General features: G+C 56.6%; 18 protein-coding genes. 10 read left to right on the forward strand and 8 right to left on the reverse strand.

Annotated features, from left to right (window positions below):
* Positions 1–22: 22 nt before the first annotated feature.
* Positions 23–1,387: an acyclic terpene utilization AtuA family protein gene (locus CLM58_RS01645; protein ID WP_095594169.1), complete on the forward strand. Its 1,365-nt coding sequence runs from the start codon at positions 23–25 to the stop codon at positions 1,385–1,387.
* Positions 1,384–1,686 carry a DUF4387 family protein gene (locus tag CLM58_RS01650; RefSeq protein ID WP_095594170.1) on the forward strand — a complete coding sequence of 101 codons (303 nt, stop codon included), beginning with the start codon at positions 1,384–1,386 and terminating at the stop codon, positions 1,684–1,686. Before CLM58_RS01645 ends, CLM58_RS01650 begins: the two co-directional genes overlap by 4 nt.
* Before the next feature lie 119 nt (positions 1,687–1,805).
* On the opposite strand, the gene CLM58_RS01655 is transcribed toward CLM58_RS01650, so the two are convergent.
* Positions 1,806–2,630, reverse strand: a complete 825-nt coding sequence (locus CLM58_RS01655) for a citryl-CoA lyase (protein ID WP_095594171.1) — start codon at positions 2,628–2,630, stop codon at positions 1,806–1,808.
* 71 nt (positions 2,631–2,701) lie between these two features.
* The gene (locus CLM58_RS01660; protein ID WP_095594784.1) at positions 2,702–3,901 is read right to left on the reverse strand and encodes an ROK family transcriptional regulator; all 1,200 of its coding nucleotides are present in this window, start codon (positions 3,899–3,901) and stop codon (positions 2,702–2,704) included.
* 194 nt (positions 3,902–4,095) lie between these two features.
* On the opposite strand from CLM58_RS01660, the gene CLM58_RS01665 reads away from it, so the two are divergent.
* The 4 genes from CLM58_RS01665 (at position 4,096) to CLM58_RS01680 (ending at position 7,704) form a co-directional block, all read left to right on the forward strand.
* The gene (locus CLM58_RS01665; RefSeq protein WP_095594785.1) at positions 4,096–5,106 is read left to right on the forward strand and encodes a sugar ABC transporter substrate-binding protein; all 1,011 of its coding nucleotides are present in this window, start codon (positions 4,096–4,098) and stop codon (positions 5,104–5,106) included.
* A 113-nt stretch (positions 5,107–5,219) separates the two neighbouring features.
* Entirely contained in the window at positions 5,220–6,302 is a 1,083-nt protein-coding gene (locus CLM58_RS01670) for an ABC transporter permease (protein ID WP_095594172.1), read from the forward strand.
* Positions 6,278–7,078: an ATP-binding cassette domain-containing protein gene (locus CLM58_RS01675; RefSeq protein WP_095594173.1), complete on the forward strand. Its 801-nt coding sequence runs from the start codon at positions 6,278–6,280 to the stop codon at positions 7,076–7,078. Before CLM58_RS01670 ends, CLM58_RS01675 begins: the two co-directional genes overlap by 25 nt.
* A complete protein-coding gene (locus CLM58_RS01680; RefSeq protein ID WP_229666173.1) occupies positions 7,075–7,704 on the forward strand; it encodes a nucleoside/nucleotide kinase family protein in 630 nt (209 codons plus the stop codon). Before CLM58_RS01675 ends, CLM58_RS01680 begins: the two co-directional genes overlap by 4 nt.
* A gap of 383 nt (positions 7,705–8,087) precedes the next feature.
* Here the strand turns inward: CLM58_RS01680 and CLM58_RS01685 are convergent, their stop codons facing one another.
* The gene (locus tag CLM58_RS01685) at positions 8,088–8,675 is read right to left on the reverse strand and encodes a TetR/AcrR family transcriptional regulator (protein WP_095594174.1); all 588 of its coding nucleotides are present in this window, start codon (positions 8,673–8,675) and stop codon (positions 8,088–8,090) included.
* A gap of 249 nt (positions 8,676–8,924) precedes the next feature.
* On the opposite strand from CLM58_RS01685, the gene CLM58_RS01690 reads away from it, so the two are divergent.
* The 3 genes from CLM58_RS01690 (at position 8,925) to CLM58_RS01700 (ending at position 12,538) form a co-directional block, all read left to right on the forward strand.
* Positions 8,925–9,335: a fatty acid desaturase family protein gene (locus CLM58_RS01690; protein WP_095594175.1), complete on the forward strand. Its 411-nt coding sequence runs from the start codon at positions 8,925–8,927 to the stop codon at positions 9,333–9,335.
* 140 nt (positions 9,336–9,475) lie between these two features.
* Positions 9,476–11,170, forward strand: coding sequence for a hypothetical protein (locus CLM58_RS01695; RefSeq protein WP_143226494.1), 1,695 nt, complete (start codon positions 9,476–9,478; stop codon positions 11,168–11,170).
* 147 nt (positions 11,171–11,317) lie between these two features.
* A complete protein-coding gene (locus tag CLM58_RS01700) occupies positions 11,318–12,538 on the forward strand; it encodes a dipeptidase (protein ID WP_158221830.1) in 1,221 nt (406 codons plus the stop codon).
* Positions 12,539–12,741: 203 nt separating this feature from the next.
* Here CLM58_RS01700 and gyrB read toward each other — a convergent pair whose 3' ends face one another.
* Together gyrB and CLM58_RS01710 are read right to left on the reverse strand one after the other, a co-directional pair.
* A complete protein-coding gene (gene gyrB, locus CLM58_RS01705; RefSeq protein ID WP_095594178.1) occupies positions 12,742–15,159 on the reverse strand; it encodes a DNA topoisomerase (ATP-hydrolyzing) subunit B in 2,418 nt (805 codons plus the stop codon).
* 84 nt (positions 15,160–15,243) lie between these two features.
* Positions 15,244–15,837, reverse strand: coding sequence for an NAD(P)H-dependent oxidoreductase (locus tag CLM58_RS01710; protein WP_095594179.1), 594 nt, complete (start codon positions 15,835–15,837; stop codon positions 15,244–15,246).
* Positions 15,838–15,936: 99 nt separating this feature from the next.
* Between CLM58_RS01710 and CLM58_RS01715 the strand changes: the two genes are divergently transcribed.
* The gene (locus tag CLM58_RS01715) at positions 15,937–16,524 is read left to right on the forward strand and encodes a TetR/AcrR family transcriptional regulator (protein WP_095594180.1); all 588 of its coding nucleotides are present in this window, start codon (positions 15,937–15,939) and stop codon (positions 16,522–16,524) included.
* Here CLM58_RS01715 and CLM58_RS01720 read toward each other — a convergent pair.
* The 3 genes from CLM58_RS01720 to recF are packed head-to-tail and all read right to left on the reverse strand — an operon-like array spanning position 16,517 to position 18,662.
* A complete protein-coding gene (locus CLM58_RS01720) occupies positions 16,517–17,137 on the reverse strand; it encodes a LysE family translocator (protein WP_095594181.1) in 621 nt (206 codons plus the stop codon). The two genes, CLM58_RS01715 and CLM58_RS01720, sit on opposite strands and share 8 nt — an antisense overlap.
* Positions 17,134–17,553: a VOC family protein gene (locus CLM58_RS01725; RefSeq protein ID WP_095594182.1), complete on the reverse strand. Its 420-nt coding sequence runs from the start codon at positions 17,551–17,553 to the stop codon at positions 17,134–17,136. Before CLM58_RS01725 ends, CLM58_RS01720 begins: the two co-directional genes overlap by 4 nt.
* On the reverse strand, positions 17,550–18,662 hold the full coding sequence (recF, locus tag CLM58_RS01730; RefSeq protein WP_095594183.1) for a DNA replication/repair protein RecF: 1,113 nt from the start codon (positions 18,660–18,662) through the stop codon (positions 17,550–17,552). Before recF ends, CLM58_RS01725 begins: the two co-directional genes overlap by 4 nt.

Genomic DNA, 18,662 nt, shown 5'->3' on the forward strand with positions numbered 1-18,662 from the left:
TCCGAAAACAAGCGAGGGCAGCATGGCTCAGACCGTTTTGACCAAGATCCTGATACCCTCTGGCGCGCTTGGACTAGGATATGACAGAGAGGCCTTGGCGCGCGGTGTCGCAGCCAAGCCCGACCTGATCGCCATTGATGGCGGTTCTACCGACAGCGGCCCACACTACCTTGGAACCGGCACCTCCAAATATTCGCGGAGTTCCATCAAATCGGAATGGCGCGAACTGATGCAGGCTAGGGCTGAAGCAGGGGTTCCCTTGGTCATCGGCACGGCGGGCACCTCTGGCGCGGATAGCGCCGTTGACTGGCTGGTCGAAATCACCAAGGAAATCGTCGCCGAGATGGGGGACACGGTCAAAGTCGCGGTCCTGAAATCTGGACAGGATCAGGGCAAGATGGCATCGGCCTACCAAAACAACCGGATCAAGCAGTTGCAGCCCGAGATCGAAATCTCGCCCGAGCTTCTTCAAAGCTGTTCCAATATCGTTGCGCTGGCGGGGGCCGAACAGATCCAGAAGGCTCTGGCGACTGGCGCCGATATCATCATCGCGGGACGTACCACCGATACCGCCACAATCGCTGCGCTGCCTCTGGCACGCGGCTGCCACCCCGGCGGGGCATGGCACGGCGCCAAGATTGGCGAGTGCGGCGCGCTGGCCACCACCAGCCCAAACTCTGGCACGATCCTGATCGCATTTGATGAAACGGGGTTCACCATCACCCCGATGGGGCAAGAGGCGCGCGCGACGCCCTACACGGTTTCCGCGCATATGCTTTACGAAAATTCGAACCCGTTTCAGCTTTACGAACCGGGTGGGCATCTGGATGTGACAAGTGCAACTTACACCGCCTTGGATGACCGGACCGTCCGGGTTACGGGCAGCGAATGGGTGCCAAGCGACGCTTATACGGTCAAACTGGAAGGGTCGCGAAGCGGTGGATATCAAACCGTCTCGATGGCCCTTGTTCGGGACCCGCACTATGTCGCCAATATCCGCGAATGGGTTGCCGATATCGAAAAGAAATGCACCGACAAGGCAAGGCAACGTGTCAATGAGGCTTTCACGCTAGAGCTTCGGCTGATCGGTGTAGATGCCACCTTGGGGGCCTTGGAGACCGACGCGCGCATTGGCAGTGAGGTCGGGGTCATGGGGATCGTCACCGCCCAGACAGAGGCAACCTCGCGCGAGGTGGCCAAAATCCTGAACCCCTATCTTCTTCATCACCCGCTGACAGAGCAGGAAGAAATGCCAACCTTCGCCTTTCCCTTCTCGCCCACCGAAATGGCTCGCGGCGAGATTTACGAGTTCTGCCTGAACCATGTTCTGGAATTGGATGACCCGATGGAGGCTTTCCGTCTGGACATCATGGAGATGAGCGCATGACCACCCTGTCCGACGTCGCCCTGAAAATCCGGTCAAAGAATGCAGGGCCATTCTGGCTGACCATCGACATCTTTTGCGAAACCGAAAAGGCCTTTCAGCAAGCCTGCCAGATTGCTGATAATGACCGCGTCGCCAGCGCTCTTGGTACGACAGCCGCCGACTTGAAGCGGTATGAGATCGCAAGCCTGAATGTCCTGAAGTTCAGCCTGCCACGTCCAGAAATTCAGGGAACGCGCTACGACCGCGACATGCATGGGGCGTCATTCGCCAATTTGCTGTCAGGGCTTTCGATGGAATAACTCTGCACAGATTGAGCTATGCACATGGCACCAATCACGGTGAGGTGGGGCCATAGATCCGATCGCGCTGACGGGCTCTCAGGAAAACTTCAGCCACACGCGGGAAGGTCCTCAGTTGGTCAACGCTCATCATCTTTCGCTTCATAAAGCGGAAGATACTGAGGGGGCATCGGCCCTTTGTTGCGACCACCCTGCTGCATCTGCTCCCATCCGTGGGCCAACACGCCCACCGACCGGGACAGACAGAACAGGCCGCGTGACAAGGGGGCCGGGAAGCCAAGTTCGCAGAAGATTACCGCAGTGGCACCGTCGATGTTCATGGCAATGGCGCGGCCATCGCGCTGGCGGCCAATCTCGGCCTGAACGGCCTCGCCGATGTCTGCGTAGCGACCGGAAACCGTGCCATTTGCAGCGGCCTCGCGGACCAAAGCCATCAGGCGCGGGGCACGCGGGTCGACCGGCTTGTGGAAACGGTGGCCGAAGCCCGAAACGATCTTACCGTATTCGGCGCGCCACGCGTCCAAACCATCGCGCACGGCATCTTCCAAAGCCGCGCCATCATCGATCCGTTCCGCGATGTCGAAATAGAGCTCTGCACATTGCTCGCCCGCGCCGCCATGAACGTCGCCCAACATGTTAACCCCGGTGGCCATGACATTGTTCAGCCCGACCCCACAAGTAGCCGCCATGCGCGCTGCCGCAATCGAAGGCGCTTGCGGTCCGTGATCGACACCTGCCACTAAAGCGGTTTCGAACAACGCCGCCTGTTCAGCCGTGGGCACATCACCCCGAACCATCAGCCAGATCATCTGGGGGAACGAGACATTCCCGATAAGATCTTCAACCGGGTGACCGCGGAATGCGATCCGGCCAGGCTCCATATCGATGATGGATGTACGCCACCAATGGCGAACGGTTTCGGCGTCAGAAGGTTGGGACGTCATACGGGTCCTCCTCTTGGGGTACTAGCCTGTCAAAACTTTTTAAAATGACTTCGAACAAGGTTCGTCAAGCTTCAGATCGCCGAGAGGCCTGCGTTTGTGTTCAAAAGAAACTGAGAGAATATCGGGCTGCTGGCGGCGCCAATGGCCCTTGCATTGTAGCCTACGTTACCAGCTTCGATTTTGGGTTCGATTAGGCCACGTTTGTCTTGGTTAACCAAATACCGCCGAGTTCTTTCGACCAGTTCGTCTCGCACCTCGGCTGGAAACGCTCCATCGATCAAGACCGCTTCGAAATCAATCACTGAGCATATGGATAGAGAGGCTTTCGCAAGTTCCTGAGCGGTTTGGCCGATCCAAGGTTCAACGTGTCGCGACAGGCCGCTCCAATCCTGCGGCTGCTGCCAAAGAACCGAAGGGTCCATGCCCGCGTTGGTAAGGCGCGTTTCCAAGAGATGAATGGAAGCAACATCAATCAACTGTTGCGCCTCACCAAGCGGACCCGTGCTGCGCATCGCACCCAAGGCCCCGGCGTTTCCCTGGTTCCCCTGAAAGACTGTTCCATTCAGAACCACCCCACCACCGACAAAAGAACCGATAAAGAAGTAGGCATAATCGCGAAACTCTCGGCCTCGTCCATAAAGCTGTTCGGCGTGACACGCCCCCGTGGAATCGTTAACGACCAGAACCGGTAGATCGCTGAACTCTGCGACAACTTCGGCGAAGTTAATGTCTTTCCAAGAACGAAACTTCTTGGCAGCCAGTCCAACAAGGTCATGCCATTTCCACAGTTCAAAAGGTGTGCCAATTCCAATCCCGCAAACGCGGTTACGAAGATTGGCAGGAATGCTGTTTAGAAGAGGTTCCAGGCTTGATTTCAGAAAGCCAAAAACCGCATCGGGCATCGGATATTCATAAGTCGTGTGAAGCTCTCCGCGCACCTTCCCGGTGAAATCCAACAGCAACAAATCGGCACTTCTGCGCCCAATTTTAAGACCAATCGAAAAGGTTCCGTCTGGGTCCAGTTCAATCGGGATAGACGGTTTGCCGACCTTCCCCCGGACTGGGTCGCCACGGCGTACAAGACCATCTTCTTCAAGGTTGCGCAGGATGGTCGAAACTGTTGGCTTGGACAGCCCCGTCCGACGCGCTAGATCGGCTGCGGGCGCGGCGCGGTAGCGCTGTAGAACAGTGAGGATCAGGCGCTCGTTATGGTCACGAATACCTCGTTGGTTCACGCCTGCACTTTGTTCCCTGATGCTGTCTCCGTCCATAAATTGGACCATAATTGCCTCCCGTATGAATTGGAAGATAAACCAAACTCATTAGTTAGTAAAGTTTACAAACTAATTGACAGTTCGTTTCGAATCAGGCTTTTTAAAGACAGATCTGCAGGTTTTACGCCGCAGGTATGGATCGGGGACGAGCCCTGTCCGAAAACCAAAACGTTTTCTCTTGGGAGGAGAATATGAGAACTCTTTTGACCACTTCGGCTCTGGCAATAACCGTAATGGCCGGTTCGGCATTCGCAGAAACCAGTGCGTGCCTGATCACCAAGACTGACACCAACCCATTCTTCGTAAAAATGAAGGAAGGCGCAACAGAGGCGGCGGCTGCCAATGGCATCGAACTGTCGACCTTTGCAGGCAAAATCGACGGTGACGTCGAAACGCAGGTCGCTGCGGTAGAAACATGCATCGCATCGGGCGCAAAGGGTATCCTGATCACCCCGACCGACAGCCGCGCGCTGGTGCCGGTTATCACGCAAGCTCGCGAAGCTGGTGCATTGGTCATCGCCCTCGACACTCCGTTTGAGCCGGCAGATACCGCAGACGCGACCTTTGCGACAGACAACTTCAAAGCAGGCGTTTTGATCGGCCAGTGGGCCAATGCAAAAATGGGGGCTGACGCCGCAAATGCCAAAATTGCGCTGCTTGACCTGAACGCATCGGAGATCTCTGTCGACTATCTTCGCAACAACGGTTTCTTGCAGGGCTTTGGTATCGACATCAAAGACCCGACCGATATCGGTGACGAAGACGATCCGCGCATTGTCGGCAACGACGTGACCAACGGCAACGAAGAAGGTGGCCGCACCGCGATGGAAAACCTTCTGCAGAAGGACCCGGGCGTCAATCTCGTCTATACCATCAACGAACCTGCCGCAGCGGGTGCTTACGAGGCCCTGAAGTCGGTCGGACGTGAAAAAGACGTACTGATTGTATCGGTCGACGGCGGTTGTCCGGGTGTCCAGAACATCGCTGAAGGTGTCATCGGCGCGACATCGATGCAGTTCCCTCTGCTGATGGCCTCTAAAGGTATTGAGGCAATCAAAATGTGGGCCGACAGTGGTTCCAAACCCGAAAACACCCCCGGCCTGGACTTCTTCAACACCGGTGTTGAATTGATCACCGACGAGCCTGCAGACGGCGTTCCTTCCCTGACGTCCGCCGAAGGCCTGAAAAAGTGCTGGGGCTAAACCTACACTGAACGAACACGCAGGGCGCTCGCGCCCTGCGCACCCCGTTTATAAACTCACCACTTTGACGGAATCTGATGCCCCAGATACGCTGGCTGGCAAGGGAGAGAGTCATGTCTGAATCTGCGACACCGACCCAAAAGGGTCAGGACTTTGAACAGGTCTTAGACCAAAGCGACGCAAAGGTCGCCGCGTTTGAAGTCAAACATCACACCGTGCTGCAACGCATCCAACACGTTTTGCACAACAACCCCACGCTGGTTCCGGTCATCGTTCTGGTTCTCAGCTTATTTGCGTTTGGGTTGATTGCTGGCGGTAAATTCTTTTCGCCCTTCAACCTAAGCCTAATTATGCAGCAAGTCTCGATCATCGGGATGCTGGCCGCCGCACAAAGCCTGATCATCATCACTGCAGGCATCGACCTGAGCGTCGCTGCGATCATGGTTTTGATGTCCGTCATTATGGGCAACCTTGGTGTCAATCTGGGTCTGCCCACGCCGATTGCGATCGCTGTGGGCCTTATCGGCGGAGCCGCTGCAGGGATGATGAACGGACTGTTGATCACAAAGATCAAGCTGCCACCGTTCATCACCACCCTTGGCACCTGGTCGATCTTCTTTGCCCTTAACCTCTGGCTTTCCGGGGCCCAGTCGATCCGCAGTCAGGATATCGACGAGAAGGCGCCTTTGCTGAAGTTCTTCGGCAATGCCGTTTCGTTCGGTGGGGCCCGGATCACCTTTGGCGTCGTGCTGATGGTCGCTATCTTCGGCGTGCTTTGGTACATGCTGAACAAGACCGCCTGGGGCCGCCATGTTTATGCCATTGGTGACGACAAGGATGCGGCTGAAATGTCCGGCATTCGCACGGACCGCACGCTGGTAACCGTCTACATGCTCGCAGGGCTTGTCTGCGCCATTGCAGGCTGGGCATCCGTTGGCCGCGTGGGCTCCATCTCTCCGCAATCTTTCTATGAGGGTAACCTGCAGTCTATCACGGCCGTAGTGATCGGCGGCATCTCTCTTTTCGGTGGGCGCGGGTCGATCATGGGGGCCCTGTTCGGTGCCTTGATCGTCGGTGTGTTCCAATCGGGCCTGCGTTTGGCTGGGGTTGACGTGCTGTGGCAAGTCTTTGCCATCGGTTGGCTCATCATCATCGCGGTCGCTATCGACCAATGGATCAGAAGGGTATCTGCATAATGACTACTCCTGTTGTTCAAGCCCGCGGAATCGTGAAGCGCTATGGCCACGTGACCGCGATCGACCACTCGGATTTCGAGCTCCGCGCTGGCGAAGTTCTGGCCGTCATCGGCGACAACGGTGCGGGCAAATCTTCGATCGTCAAAGCGATCTGCGGCGCCACGACCCCCGACGAAGGAGAAATCCTGATCGAGGGGAAACCGGTAAGGTTCAACTCGCCAATCGAAGCGCGGGAAATGGGAATCGAGATTGTTTATCAAAACCTCGCTCTTTCCCCGGCCTTGTCGATAGCCGACAACATGTTCACTGGCCGGGAAATCCGAAAGGAAGGCTGGCAGGGAAAATACCTGCGCATGCTCGACAAGCCCGCGATGGAGAAGTTCGCGCGCGACAAGCTGACCGAGCTTGGGCTTATGACGGTCCAATCGATCAAGCAACCGGTTGAGACTTTGTCGGGTGGTCAGCGCCAAGGTGTCGCTGTGGCCAGGGCAGCAGCCTTTGCTACCAAGTTTATCATCATGGATGAACCGACAGCCGCCCTTGGCGTAAAAGAGAGCCGCAAGGTGCTGGAGTTGATTCAGGACGTGCGTGCCCGAGGGATCCCGATCATCCTGATCAGCCACAACATGCCACATGTGTTTGAGGTCGCCGACCGTATCCACATTCACCGACTGGGCAAACGGCTTTGCACGATCGACCCCAAGGACTACACCATGTCCGATGCGGTCGCTTTCATGACCGGTGCCAAGGAACCACCTGCCGAGGACGCCGCGTGAGCACGCCTAACGAAATTGCCGAGGCGCTTCTGGAAGAAATTCTTGCAGCGCCTCGTACTGGACATCGCAAGGTAGTCGCTGTTGCCGGACCGCCAGCCTCGGGAAAATCTACATTGTCAGAGGTTTTGGCGGAACAATTAACCACCAAAGGATGTAACGCGACAGTCGTCCCGATGGACGGTTTCCACCTAGACAACCGGATTCTTCAGGCCCGGGGCCTGTTGGGCCGCAAAGGGGCGCCAGAGACATTTGATATTGGAGGTTTTCTTCGCCTTGTAACCGCACTTCCCACCTCAGATACTGTGTACTTCCCGATCTTTGACCGAGAACGCGACATCGCGATTGCCGGTGCAGGATTGGTATCGGATGACTGCGATACGGTGGTGGTCGAAGGTAACTACTTACTCTTTGACGCTCCTGAATGGCGAGATCTAAGAAAGTATTGGAACTTTGCTGTCCAGTTAGATGTTCCAATTTCTGTATTGCGCCAACGACTTATCGATCGCTGGCTTTCGTATGGGCTGACACTTGGTCAAGCAACAGCCCGAGCCGAGACAAATGATTTGCGGAATGTTGAACTGGTCGCATCGCAACGGTTGGAAGCAGATACCACTGCTTCCACCTGATTTATATTTGAACCGTTACGCGCAAAAATAGAACGTGTAGGATTGAGTGTAATCGTGCGCGGCCTGCATTGATGTTAAAGAAAGAATCGACCGGTTTTCACCCAATACTTTGCACCAAATTTGCCGATAGTATTGCGCGATTTCCTCATCGCTTTGCGGAAGCGCATACTCCAAAGCACAGAGAAATCTGACACCTCTTTATCTACAAGAATTGTTTTTCTTTTTCGACATACGAACCCACCTCCCAATTGAGATATGTGGAGAAATTATTAGTTCCAAGTTTCAGCTAATATAGAGGCCATTACGGTCGCCTGAGGCTAGGAATTTCGCTCTGAACCGAAATCTACCACAACCCCGACAATTTGGGAGGATATCGACCCAACTTATCGCATCGCACGGAGGTAAACATCGACCAACCTCCGCGCCAAATCATCAACGGTTACGCCCTTGCCTAGGCGGTCACTCGCATGGAGCGAGAATATCCCATACATGCTGGCCCAGAGCAGCCTGATGTCGAGAACCTGCTCTTCGCGGTGCCCCCCGCAGTAAAGAGAGCTTGTAGCGTCGGTCAGGAGTCCGAGCAGCTGGTTGACCATCTCGTCGTAGCCTACTGCCCATTCGTGATCCGGGCCATAGCGATAGGAAATCACGGCATCCCATTCGCTTGGGTGTTTTTCTGCGAAATTCACAAAGGCCCTCGCCAACGAGAAAAGCCGATCACCGGGCGGCTCTTGTGTCGGAAGTTTCGAACAGTGATCGAAGAGCATCTCGAGAGTCTCACCATTCATCCGGTGGACCAGGTCATCCATGTTTCCGAAATGCTGGTAGATTGTGCCGACGGTGTATCCGACATCGGATGCGACCTTGCGGGCGGACAGCGCGTCGATTCCGTGTTCACGAACGATTCGTCTGGCGGAGATGAGAATGAGTTTCCCCAGTTCTTCGCGGGTATGATCTGAGCGACGCGCCATCGTAACCCGATGGTATTGCACGGAACTTCATCGCTTCAAAGGAATTTATTGAACGTCGTTTATTTTTGTGCCATAAATTAAACAATGTTCAATATATGGCGGCAAGCGGTCATGCGTATGAGGCTGATCGTCTTCGCCTTGAACAACGGAGGTTGACGCCATGAGTGACCGTTCCAGTGACATTCGGGAAGACCGAGATGAACGCATTCGCAAACAGGCCGCACAGGACCTCTTCGATCTTCGAAAGAAATGAAGGTCGCGGGGTGTTTCGACCCGGACCCGTGGGCATCCACGCTGCGCTTCACCGGTATCCTAGCCGCATTAGCCACCGGCTGGTGCGCGATGTTCCTAGTGTCCGATCCATTGGCTTGGGCCGTCGGTATCGTCTTTGTGGCGTTCGCTTCGATGCAAGCTGGCTTTGTCGGCCACGACATCGCCGATGGCGCGGTGACGCGTTCCCGCAAGCTCTCGGCCCTCCTCGGCCACACGCTCATGACCTTCTCAACGAGAATGAGCGCCAGTTACTTTGAGGATTTCCTCCGTTCCCACCACAGCATGGTGCTGCGCGGACCGAGCGGTTTCGAGGGTTCGCAGAAACCGAGAAATCCCTACCTCGTCGGTCTCCTCGACGCGGAGAAGAAGATCCACGGCCCTGCCTAATACGCCGTCTTCATTCTTCTACAGGGTGTGCTCTACCGGATCGAGAGCATCCGCTTCGTTCGGACCAACTGGGCGTCGGCGCGGTGGGTTGCAGGCGGGGGGTAGGAAAAAAGTTTAAGATGACCTTGGGAGAGACCAAGATGGAACAGACAGAGTTTGAGAATTTCGTCGACCGCTTCTACGAGAAGCCTGATTTGGATCGCGCCATCGAAGGTCTGCGGTTCTACCTCTCCCAAACCGGGGGATTCGTGTGCGGGGAAGACGTGCTGATGCCCTACTTATTTGGCCGACTGACGCAACTGCACCCTGAGATTACACCGCGGATCAGAAAAGTATTGGAGGAAGAGGCCCGTTCGAAGCCAGATTTCGCGGCATCGCTCTCTATGTGGTTGGACGGTCCAGTGCCGGAAAACGCCCTAGAAACGATCATACAAAGCCCCCAGGACAACGATCTTCTGTGGATCGAGTTCTCGCTCACGGGCCAGCCGGAGCCGATCATCCGCCTGATCGACCTGTTCGAACGGGCCGACAAGATTCGCGTAAAACTGGCGGAGCGGTTGGCTGCGCCGGAGCCCTTTCTCGGTAGGCTGTTTCAGAGGCGAAAACGCACGTGTGAGAAGTTCCGTTGCATCCTAGATGTTCATATAGACAGTGAGGCAGGAACTATCTGCTCGAGAGATGACCTTGATGCGCTCTGCTTCATGCGTGGCGATGCTATGATTGACAAAAAGCAGATGGACCAGATGGGTAAGTTCTTCCCGATCGGCCTATCCGCCGAGGAGGTGAACTACTGCCTCACCAAAGCAACTGCCAAGTGGAGCCTGTGCTTGAGCGCGATCAAGAACGAACGGGTTCGCTCTATAATCAACGAACAGATCAATGAACGCAGTGGGCCAGCATTGCTTACGTTGCTGGAGATTGCAGCCCGGGCAAGTCTGGCAACGGACGACCATCCCACCGCTGCAGGCTACCTTGATCGATTTATCGAGATGAACCCATTTCGGGCCGAACTTCAGGGCCTCCGAGCGCCCTTCGCCGCAGATGCAGAGATCGCCTCGCTTTCGAAGATTACCGGGGAGGCCGTTATATGTCAGCCGACCCTCACGAAGGTCGACGTGACGGAGATCGTTGAGCGATGTCTCGCGAATGAGCGAGGCGTTCAATCGGGCTATGGCCAGATGAACGCTGGTATCAGGAAGGGTGAGATCTTCGAGGATGCCGAAGAGCAGAAATACATCGAATGGACTTACAAGTTCGACGTCAGCGGATCCTTTGATGTTCTTCAATGGATGGACCCTGATGACTGGGACCAGTGGAGAAGCATTGATGGTAAGACCTATCAGTCTGCGGGGCTCTGGTTCGAAACCAAGGACAAGAAGACAAAACGACTCCTCGCGGGGGTCAACTCGATGCTTCGCGATGCTGGCTGGATCAAAGCACTTGAAACCGGTGCTCCCATATCGTTCGATGAGTATGAGTGGTGCGACAGCGGGTTCCTGAAGATCAGGGCAAGATCACGAGTCCTCCACAGAGTCATCGAGAAGGTTCTGCCGATCAAGAGCGCCAATCGAAGAGGCTTTGCTGAGATCGAGGTCTGGGTCGATTTGCAGTCAAACCGCCTAGTGGTCTGCGATGCCTTCATCAAAAACGTGGTCCTCAACGACAGGGTTGCGCATCTGGTTCTGCATCAGATTTTCGCCATGCCGAACGCCATCGTGAGCATTGATCACCCCGAGGTCATGGTGGCTGCACCGGGCAGCGACATTGAGCCCGGGACGGACGTTACGATGTATCAGGTTCCATCGCAGTCAAAGTTGTTTGATCCCAGTGACTGAGTGGAAACGCCCAGACACCCCGCAGCATGAAAGGGTAGAGCCATGCATTCTAACACTACGAGAGGGTTTGCCGTCGTCTTGATATTGCTCGGGGCCGCCTGGCTTTCGGTAGGGTCGTTCAGCGATTACCTCACTGGAAACCGTAAGATGTTTGCCGAAACACCGGCTTGTGATGACGCATCGTGGTGCGCCTCAATCCGCGATCTCTTCATCATAGACGCGCACAGCGACACGCTTCTCCACCGGGACCCAAGTCAGGCAACTGATTTCGGACATGTCGACCTCGCCCGGCTGATTCAGGGCGGAGTTGATGTGCAGGTATTCGCGATGGCGAGCGTCGCTCCAAAGATAGTCGAGGATGATGACAAAACGACAGCAGATGACTCGGCAGTATGTGGCTCGTGGGACGACGGGGATCGGCTAGGTATATTCTTCCCACTAAAGGAACCGTTTCATCCAGAGACATGGCTTTCCCCCATGGGTCGTGTTGACCGGCTGATTAATCGGTTCGACCAAGCCGTGGGAAAGCAAGCGTCTGACGGTTCGACTCTGGTGCGAATAGGCACGAAGGCTGACCTCGATGCTCTGATGACAGAGCGCAATTCGCGGGACGAGATCAGTGTCGGTGCCCTACTGGCCATCGAAGGTGCGTATTGGGCGTCCGAGGACAGGGGGGAGCTGACCCGGCAACTTGACAAGTTGGAGGCCGCTGGCGTCCGGATGATCGGTCTGACGCATCGGTCAAGCAACCAGCTTGCCGGTTCAAACGAAGATTGCTGGGATCGGCATGGTCTGACCGATCTTGGCTTCTTTGCTGTCGCCGAGATTTGGAAGCGCAACATGGTTCTTGATCTCGCGCACGCATCCTCTGCGACCATCGCCGACGTTGCGCAACTGTCGTCAGAAGGCAAGGGTGGACCGGTCATCGTGTCACACACTGGCGTCAAATCAGCCTGCAAGCACGACAGGAACCTGAGCGACGAGGATTTGCGCAACGTCGTTCGCTCCGACGGTGTCGTCTCGCTCGGTTTCTGGACCACAGTGAACTGCATTAAGGGCGCTGTGACAGCTCAGCAAGCCCGACTGGCCATCGCTCGTTCGTTCGCGGTCGCCTACCAGATCCTAAGTACGCCCGAATTCGCCGCCGAGATGGGCCCGGGTTACGAAACGAGTTCCCATATAGCATTGGGGTCTGATTTCGATGGAGCGACGCTAGTTCCTGCAGACGCCTCGGCGATCCCTTGGTATCTGGAAGGCATCGCGAAGGTCGAGGCTGATGGGCAAAGGGTTTTCGACCGGGCGTCTATTGAGAACGTCGCAGGGAAGAACCTACTGCGTTTGCTGCTTGGTGCAATGAAGAACCGGTGACCATCAATCACTGAGCCTTGCTGTCATCAGTGGCGTACACTCAAGTCCCCAGCAAATAGCGCCTATCATGTGACATTCATGGCTAGATCGGCCAAACACTTTGCCCGAAGGAGGTGCCCACGACTGGTTAACCCAGCTTTCTTTGCACCAGTGGTCTCAAGTTCATGGTCACCTAGCTTTCTAAGCAGCTCTCTAGAAATGCGTCAGAAATCGAGGTTTTCCACGCTCAAGGCATTCTGCTGAATGAACTCGCGGCGTGGTTCAACTACGTCACCCATAAGCTTGGTGAACAGATCGTCGGCGTCAGCCAGATCCTCGACCTTAACTTGCAACAAAGTGCGCGCTTCGGGGTCCAGCGTGGTTTCCCACAACTGGTCGGGGTTCATCTCGCCCAGACCTTTGTAGCGCTGCAGGGACAGGCCCTTTTCACCTTCGGACAGGATAGCGTGCAGCAAGTCGGACGGACCAAAGATCGCGGTTTCGCGGTCTTTGCGCGTAAGGTTCGCGGGCTTGCCATACGTGCCGTCGGTTTCATTGACCAGCTGCGACAGCTTGCGTGCCTCGCCCGAGCGCAACACGGCACCGTCCAGCGAATGAATCTCTTCCACACCACGCAGAATCCGCGACAGGCGAATACCGTGGTCTTGGGTGATACGACCTTGCCACCCGCGTTCGTATTCTTCGGTCACCATGTCCAGACGGGCAGCGACGGTATCAGCAACCGCTTGAAGATCGGCGTCGGCACGGCCCGGTTCAAACGCGCCAGCAAGGGCGGCTTGTTCCAGGATATGGCGCGGATAATGCGTCGGGAACGCATCAAGTACCTTGCGGAAGGCGCGGGCACCATCGACCACGCGGGACAGGTCCGCACCGGCGATTTCCTCACCGGTCGACAGGCGCAGAACGGCACCTTCGATACCTTGGGAGACAAGGTAATCGTCCAAGGCAGATTGGTCTTTCAGATAGACCTCTGATTTTCCGCGCGCGACTTTGAACAGCGGCGGTTGCGCGATGTACAGATAACCACCTTCGATCAGCTCTGGCATTTGGCGGAAGAAGAAGGTCAGCAGCAGCGTACGGATGTGCGCGCCATCCACGTCCGCATCGGTCATGATGACGATCTTGTGGTAACGCAGCTTCGAGATATCGAACTCATCCCGGCCAATGCCAGTACCAAGCGCCATCACAAGGTTGCCAATCTCTTGGCTGCCCAGCATCCGGTCAAACCGGGCGCGCTCAACGTTCAGGATCTTCCCGCGCAGGGGCAGGATCGCCTGATTACGACGGTCGCGGCCGGTTTGGGCAGAGCCACCGGCGCTGTCACCCTCCACCAAGAAGAGTTCGGTTTTCGACGCATCCTTTTCGGAACAATCCTTCAGCTTACCAGCAAGGAAGTTCACATCGGTCGCGGTCTTGCGGCGGGTCAGCTCACGCGCTTTGCGGGCGGCTTCGCGGGCCAAAGCGGCCTCGATGATCTTGCCGACGATCTGTTTGGCTTCATTGGGGTGTTCTTCGAACCACTCGCCAAGCTTTTCGTTCACCAGACCTTCAACAGCTGGCCGGACCTCGGAACTGACCAGCTTGTCTTTCGTCTGTGACGAGAATTTCGGGTCCGGCACCTTGACCGACAGCACGCAGGTCAAGCCTTCACGGGCATCATCGCCGGTAAAATTGACCTTCTCTTTCTTCGCGATCCCGCTGGACTGCGCATAGCCGTTGATCGTCCGCGTCAGCGCACCCCGGAAGCCCGCCAAATGCGTTCCGCCATCGCGCTGCGGGATGTTGTTGGTGAAGGGCAGGACGTTCTCGTGATAGCTGTCATTCCACCACATCGCGACCTCGACCCCGATGCCGTCACGCTCTCCGGTCATGAAGATCGGCTCGGACATGGCAGAGGTTTTGGAGCGATCGAGATACTTCACGAACTCGCGCACACCACCTTCATAGAACAACTCTGTTCGCAGTGGTTCCACCGGGCGTTCATCTTCCAAAATGATCCGAACACCAGAGTTCAGGAAGGCCAGTTCGCGCAGACGGTGTTCCAGCGTCGCGAAGCTGTATTCAAGGTTCGAGAACGTATCGGTCGAGGCCATAAAGCGCACCTCGGTCCCCTTGCGGCCATTCGCGTCGCCAACGACCTTCAGGTGTTCCGCCGTATCTCCACGTTCGAACCGTGCGGTATGTTCCTTGCCATCGCGCCAGATGCGCAGTTCCAGCCAATCGGACAGGGCGTTCACAACGGAAACACCCACGCCGTGCAAACCGCCCGACACCTTGTAGGAGTTCGAGTCAAACTTACCGCCCGCGTGCAGCTGGGTCATGATGACCTCTGCCGCGGAAACACCTTCCTCTGGGTGGATGTCGACCGGGATACCGCGCCCATTGTCCGAGACAGAAACACTGGAATCGGCATGAATTTTGACCGTCACATGGTCGGCATGACCGGCCAAAGCTTCGTCAATGCCGTTGTCCACGACCTCGTACACCATATGGTGCAGGCCAGAGCCATCGTCCGTGTCCCCGATATACATACCGGGACGCTTGCGGACGGCCTCTAAGCCTTTGAGAACCTTAATAGAATCAGCGCCGTATTCTTCCGGGGTCTGCTCGGTGTCGGACATGCCGGTCCTTCCTTCGTATTTTTGCCATTTTATACGAAGTTTTGCGGGGGTTGTCACGGCCAACCCCCACATTTTGATCTATTCTCACGCAGCTTGTGCGCCCAGTTTTTCGACCTGCCCAAGCCAGGATTTCACCTTGGCGTCCTTTGGGTGCGAGGCCGGGGAAAACTGGGTGAACTTGGTTGGCTTGATCCCGACGAATCCAAGGATCTGACGGCTGATGAATTTCTTCACCGCATTGCCATAGGCCAGCCGCAACAGGATCGCCGGCGTGTCCGAGGTTAGGATCACCCGGGCTGTCTTACCCTTCATCATCGGGCGAGGCATACCAATTAAGTTCGGGTTGCGGGTGTCAAAGGTCCGACCCGGCAGGAAGGACCGATCAAAGAGGCCCTTAAGCTTGGCAGGAATCGCGCCCCACCACAGGGGTGTCGACAAGGCGATATGCTCGGCCCACTCCAAATCAGACAGGAAGGTTTCCAGATCAGGTTCCAGCGGTTTTGCGCTGCCATATCCGCCCTCGCCATAGTCCAGATCAAAGGACATCTGACCAAGGTCGTGCTGACGCACGTCATGGCCCGCCTTGATGGCCGCTTCGGCATAGGCGGCCACCAGCGATTTCGACAAAGAAGTTTGGCCGGGGTGGCCGTTCAGAACAAGAATACGTTTCGGGGTCATAGCGAATCTCCAAAATTGACTACGGTCATATTTACATAAAAATGACTTCGGTCAATTATTATTTTTGACCCTGGTCAGTTTTTGTGTTTGAGTGCCGCAATGAACAAACCAATTCAGCAACGCACCCTGAAAACCCGTGCGCGCCTTGTGGCCGCCGCTCAGGAAATCATTAAGGAAGTCGGGCACGAAGCCCTGCGCACCGAAGAGGTCGTAAAACGCGCAAAGGTGGCCAAAGGCACTTTCTTTGCCCATTTCCCGGATAAGGACGCCTTGTTGGATCTTCTGATCGGGGAAGAACTGAACAGCTGCGTCGACGGGTTGGCCGAATTGCCGCCGCCCGCATCTGTCGAAGCGCTGGTTGCCCAGTTGATGCCTCTTCTGGATTTGATGAGCCGTAGCCGAATGGTGTTCGACGTGATCGTCCGCTACTCGGGCGCGGCTGCCATCGAAGAGGTTGGCCCGATTGCCGAGAATTTCGGGAAGCAGTTAGACCTGTTCATCCGCTGGTTCGATCCGTTGGGCAACCATCCGTTCCGCCGCGATATCTCTCCTGAACTGATGGGCGAAGGTGTTCAGGCCTTTGTAATTCAGGCCATAGCCCTGAATTTCTGCAACCTGCACAACGACGTCGATATGACCAAACGGTTGACGCAATATCTGAGGGCTTGGCTGTTGCCCCCTACGTGAAGGGGATCACAAAACCCACCAACACCAGCAAGATGCCAGCTACGATATTTGTCCGGCGCAGGGCAGAGGGCGATGACAGCAATCGTCGCGCCCGGTCGATGAATATCCCCAGACACAGGTTCCCGAACAACGGAATGATTGCCGACAGAAAGGCGATGGCACCGATGTCCATCCATGTCAGCGCCGACAGATCAAAGAAGCCGGGCAGCATCCCCATGTAGAACAGGATCGCTTTCGGATTGCCCAGAATGACGGCCAACCCCGCGATGAACCCCGCCCACATGCCGGGCCGTGTCAGGCGGCTGTCGCTGGCAATGGACTTGTCCGCATAGCGGATCAACATGCCCCCCATGAACAGGAATATCCCCGCAGCGAACCATTTCAGCGCCACAAGGAACCCGCCATAGACCGAGATGATCCAGCTGACCCCAAGGATCGCCAGAACCGACCACATGACGTCCCCAATCACGACGCCAAGCGCCAATGGCCAAGCCGCGTGAAACCCGCCCGACAAGGCGCGCGCGGTCAGCGCAACCCATACCGGTCCGGGCGTCAGGAAAAGAACCAAAAGCGCGCCCGCATAAAGCGTCAGATCCCACGGTCCGAGCGTCATGTTGTAAGCCGCCCATCTTCATCCAGCGCCCAGAACGGGTTCATCGCATATTCCCAGACGTGACCATCGGGATCTGCGAATGTTCCGGAATAGCCTCCCCAGAAGACCTTCTCTGGGCGTTTCAACGCGACCGCACCCGCCGCAAGAGCCGCGTCATAGGCCGCGTCTACCTGATCTTCGGTCGGAAAGTTCTGCGCAAGGGTCATCGCACCAGTGCCCAGATCAGAGGGCACTTTTCCAAGGTCTTCGGCAAGCTTTTCCCGTGAATAGAGACCCAGCTTCAGACCGCCAAGATCGTAGAAGGCGACCTCTTCCTGCGCGTGCTCGACCAACCAGCCGAGCGCCTCGTAAAAGGACCGCGCTCTTGCCAGATCGTCAACGCTTAAGGTGATCAGCGTGACGCGATTCGCCCTCATCCCAATTCCCTTTCGTGGATCGCACTGGTGCCGTCCAATTCGGTCACCTCGAATGCCTGCGCACGGTTGCCCAGTTCCGAGAAAAGCTCAACCCCTGTGCCTGTCATCCACGCCTGCGCGCCCAATGCGCAGATTTCGTTATAAAGCGCTGCCCGGCGACCGGCATCCAGATGCGCTGCGACCTCGTCCAACAAGAGAATAGGCGGCGCCCCAAAGTCCTGCGCCAGTGCCCGTGCATTGGCGAGGATCAAAGAGATCAACAGGGCCTTTTGCTCGCCGGTCGAACAGTGTTTTGCCTCGACGTCTTTGGCCACATAGGTCGCTCCAAGGTCTGCACGATGGGGGCCAACCAAGGTGCGGCCCGCAAACAGGTCCTGCCTGCGGCTATCGGCGAAAGCGGCCGCCAGATCATCTTCGGTTTCCAACGCGGGACCTTCTGCGCCCGACACCAACTGCAATGCGGCGGCGGGAAAGGCGCTGTCATCCTGCTGCGCCTCTGACAGACGTGCGATCGCCAAGGTGCGGTTTCGGTGAATCTCGGCCCCGCTCCGGGCCATTTGCGCCTCTAGCGCGGCATACCACGCCGCTTCGTGCACCTGATCCTTCAGCAAACGGTTCCGCTCTCGCATCGCCTTTTCATAGGTCAACGCGGCCTCGGCGTGGCCCGGCTCAAAGCTCAAGGCGATCCGATCCAGAAACCGCCGCCGTCCCTCGGCTCCTTCCAGCCAAAGCCGATCCATCGACGGCACCAACCACAGCATCCGTAAAATTCGCCCCAACGCCACCTGAGGCGCCGCCTTGCCATCAATCCGCGTGGATCGGGCTTGCCCGGCCTCGGCCATGGTTTCCAGCTCGTGGACTTGATGCAGGCTGACCAGTTCGGCGGTGTTCTTCCAACCAAGCGCTTCGGGCTTTCGCGACAACTCTTCTGCCGTTGCGCGGCGAAGTCCCCGGCCTGGGGAAAAGAGAGACACTGCTTCAAGGATATTCGTCTTGCCTGCCCCATTCGGCCCGAACAACGCAACCGGGCGCCCATCCAAGGATAGGCGCGCGGATTTGTGGGATCGAAAATGAGACAGGCTGAGCGCCCGAAGATAAAGGGCACTCAT

Source organism: Actibacterium pelagium, assembly GCF_002285415.1.
In the GTDB taxonomy this organism is placed as follows: Bacteria; Pseudomonadota; Alphaproteobacteria; order Rhodobacterales; family Rhodobacteraceae; genus Actibacterium_B; species Actibacterium_B pelagium.

Coding starts and splice junctions, on each gene's coding strand:
- CLM58_RS01710 (WP_095594179.1), bottom strand. CDS start 15,837: ATGACCCCGAAACGTATTCTTGTTCTGAACGGCCACCCCGGCCAAACT.
- CLM58_RS01655 (WP_095594171.1), bottom strand. CDS start 2,630: ATGACGTCCCAACCTTCTGACGCCGAAACCGTTCGCCATTGGTGGCGT.
- CLM58_RS01720 (WP_095594181.1), bottom strand. CDS start 17,137: ATGACGCTCGGACCGTGGGATCTGACGCTTTATGCGGGCGCGCTTTTG.
- CLM58_RS01685 (WP_095594174.1), bottom strand. CDS start 8,675: ATGGCGCGTCGCTCAGATCATACCCGCGAAGAACTGGGGAAACTCATT.
- CLM58_RS01645 (WP_095594169.1), top strand. CDS start 23: ATGGCTCAGACCGTTTTGACCAAGATCCTGATACCCTCTGGCGCGCTT.
- CLM58_RS01660 (WP_095594784.1), bottom strand. CDS start 3,901: ATGGACGGAGACAGCATCAGGGAACAAAGTGCAGGCGTGAACCAACGA.
- CLM58_RS01665 (WP_095594785.1), top strand. CDS start 4,096: ATGAGAACTCTTTTGACCACTTCGGCTCTGGCAATAACCGTAATGGCC.
- CLM58_RS01725 (WP_095594182.1), bottom strand. CDS start 17,553: ATGAGGGCGAATCGCGTCACGCTGATCACCTTAAGCGTTGACGATCTG.
- CLM58_RS01675 (WP_095594173.1), top strand. CDS start 6,278: ATGGATCAGAAGGGTATCTGCATAATGACTACTCCTGTTGTTCAAGCC.
- CLM58_RS01700 (WP_158221830.1), top strand. CDS start 11,318: ATGTTTGCCGAAACACCGGCTTGTGATGACGCATCGTGGTGCGCCTCA.
- CLM58_RS01670 (WP_095594172.1), top strand. CDS start 5,220: ATGTCTGAATCTGCGACACCGACCCAAAAGGGTCAGGACTTTGAACAG.
- CLM58_RS01650 (WP_095594170.1), top strand. CDS start 1,384: ATGACCACCCTGTCCGACGTCGCCCTGAAAATCCGGTCAAAGAATGCA.
- gyrB (WP_095594178.1), bottom strand. CDS start 15,159: ATGTCCGACACCGAGCAGACCCCGGAAGAATACGGCGCTGATTCTATT.
- recF (WP_095594183.1), bottom strand. CDS start 18,662: ATGAGTGCCCTTTATCTTCGGGCGCTCAGCCTGTCTCATTTTCGATCC.
- CLM58_RS01690 (WP_095594175.1), top strand. CDS start 8,925: ATGAAGGTCGCGGGGTGTTTCGACCCGGACCCGTGGGCATCCACGCTG.
- CLM58_RS01695 (WP_143226494.1), top strand. CDS start 9,476: ATGGAACAGACAGAGTTTGAGAATTTCGTCGACCGCTTCTACGAGAAG.
- CLM58_RS01715 (WP_095594180.1), top strand. CDS start 15,937: ATGAACAAACCAATTCAGCAACGCACCCTGAAAACCCGTGCGCGCCTT.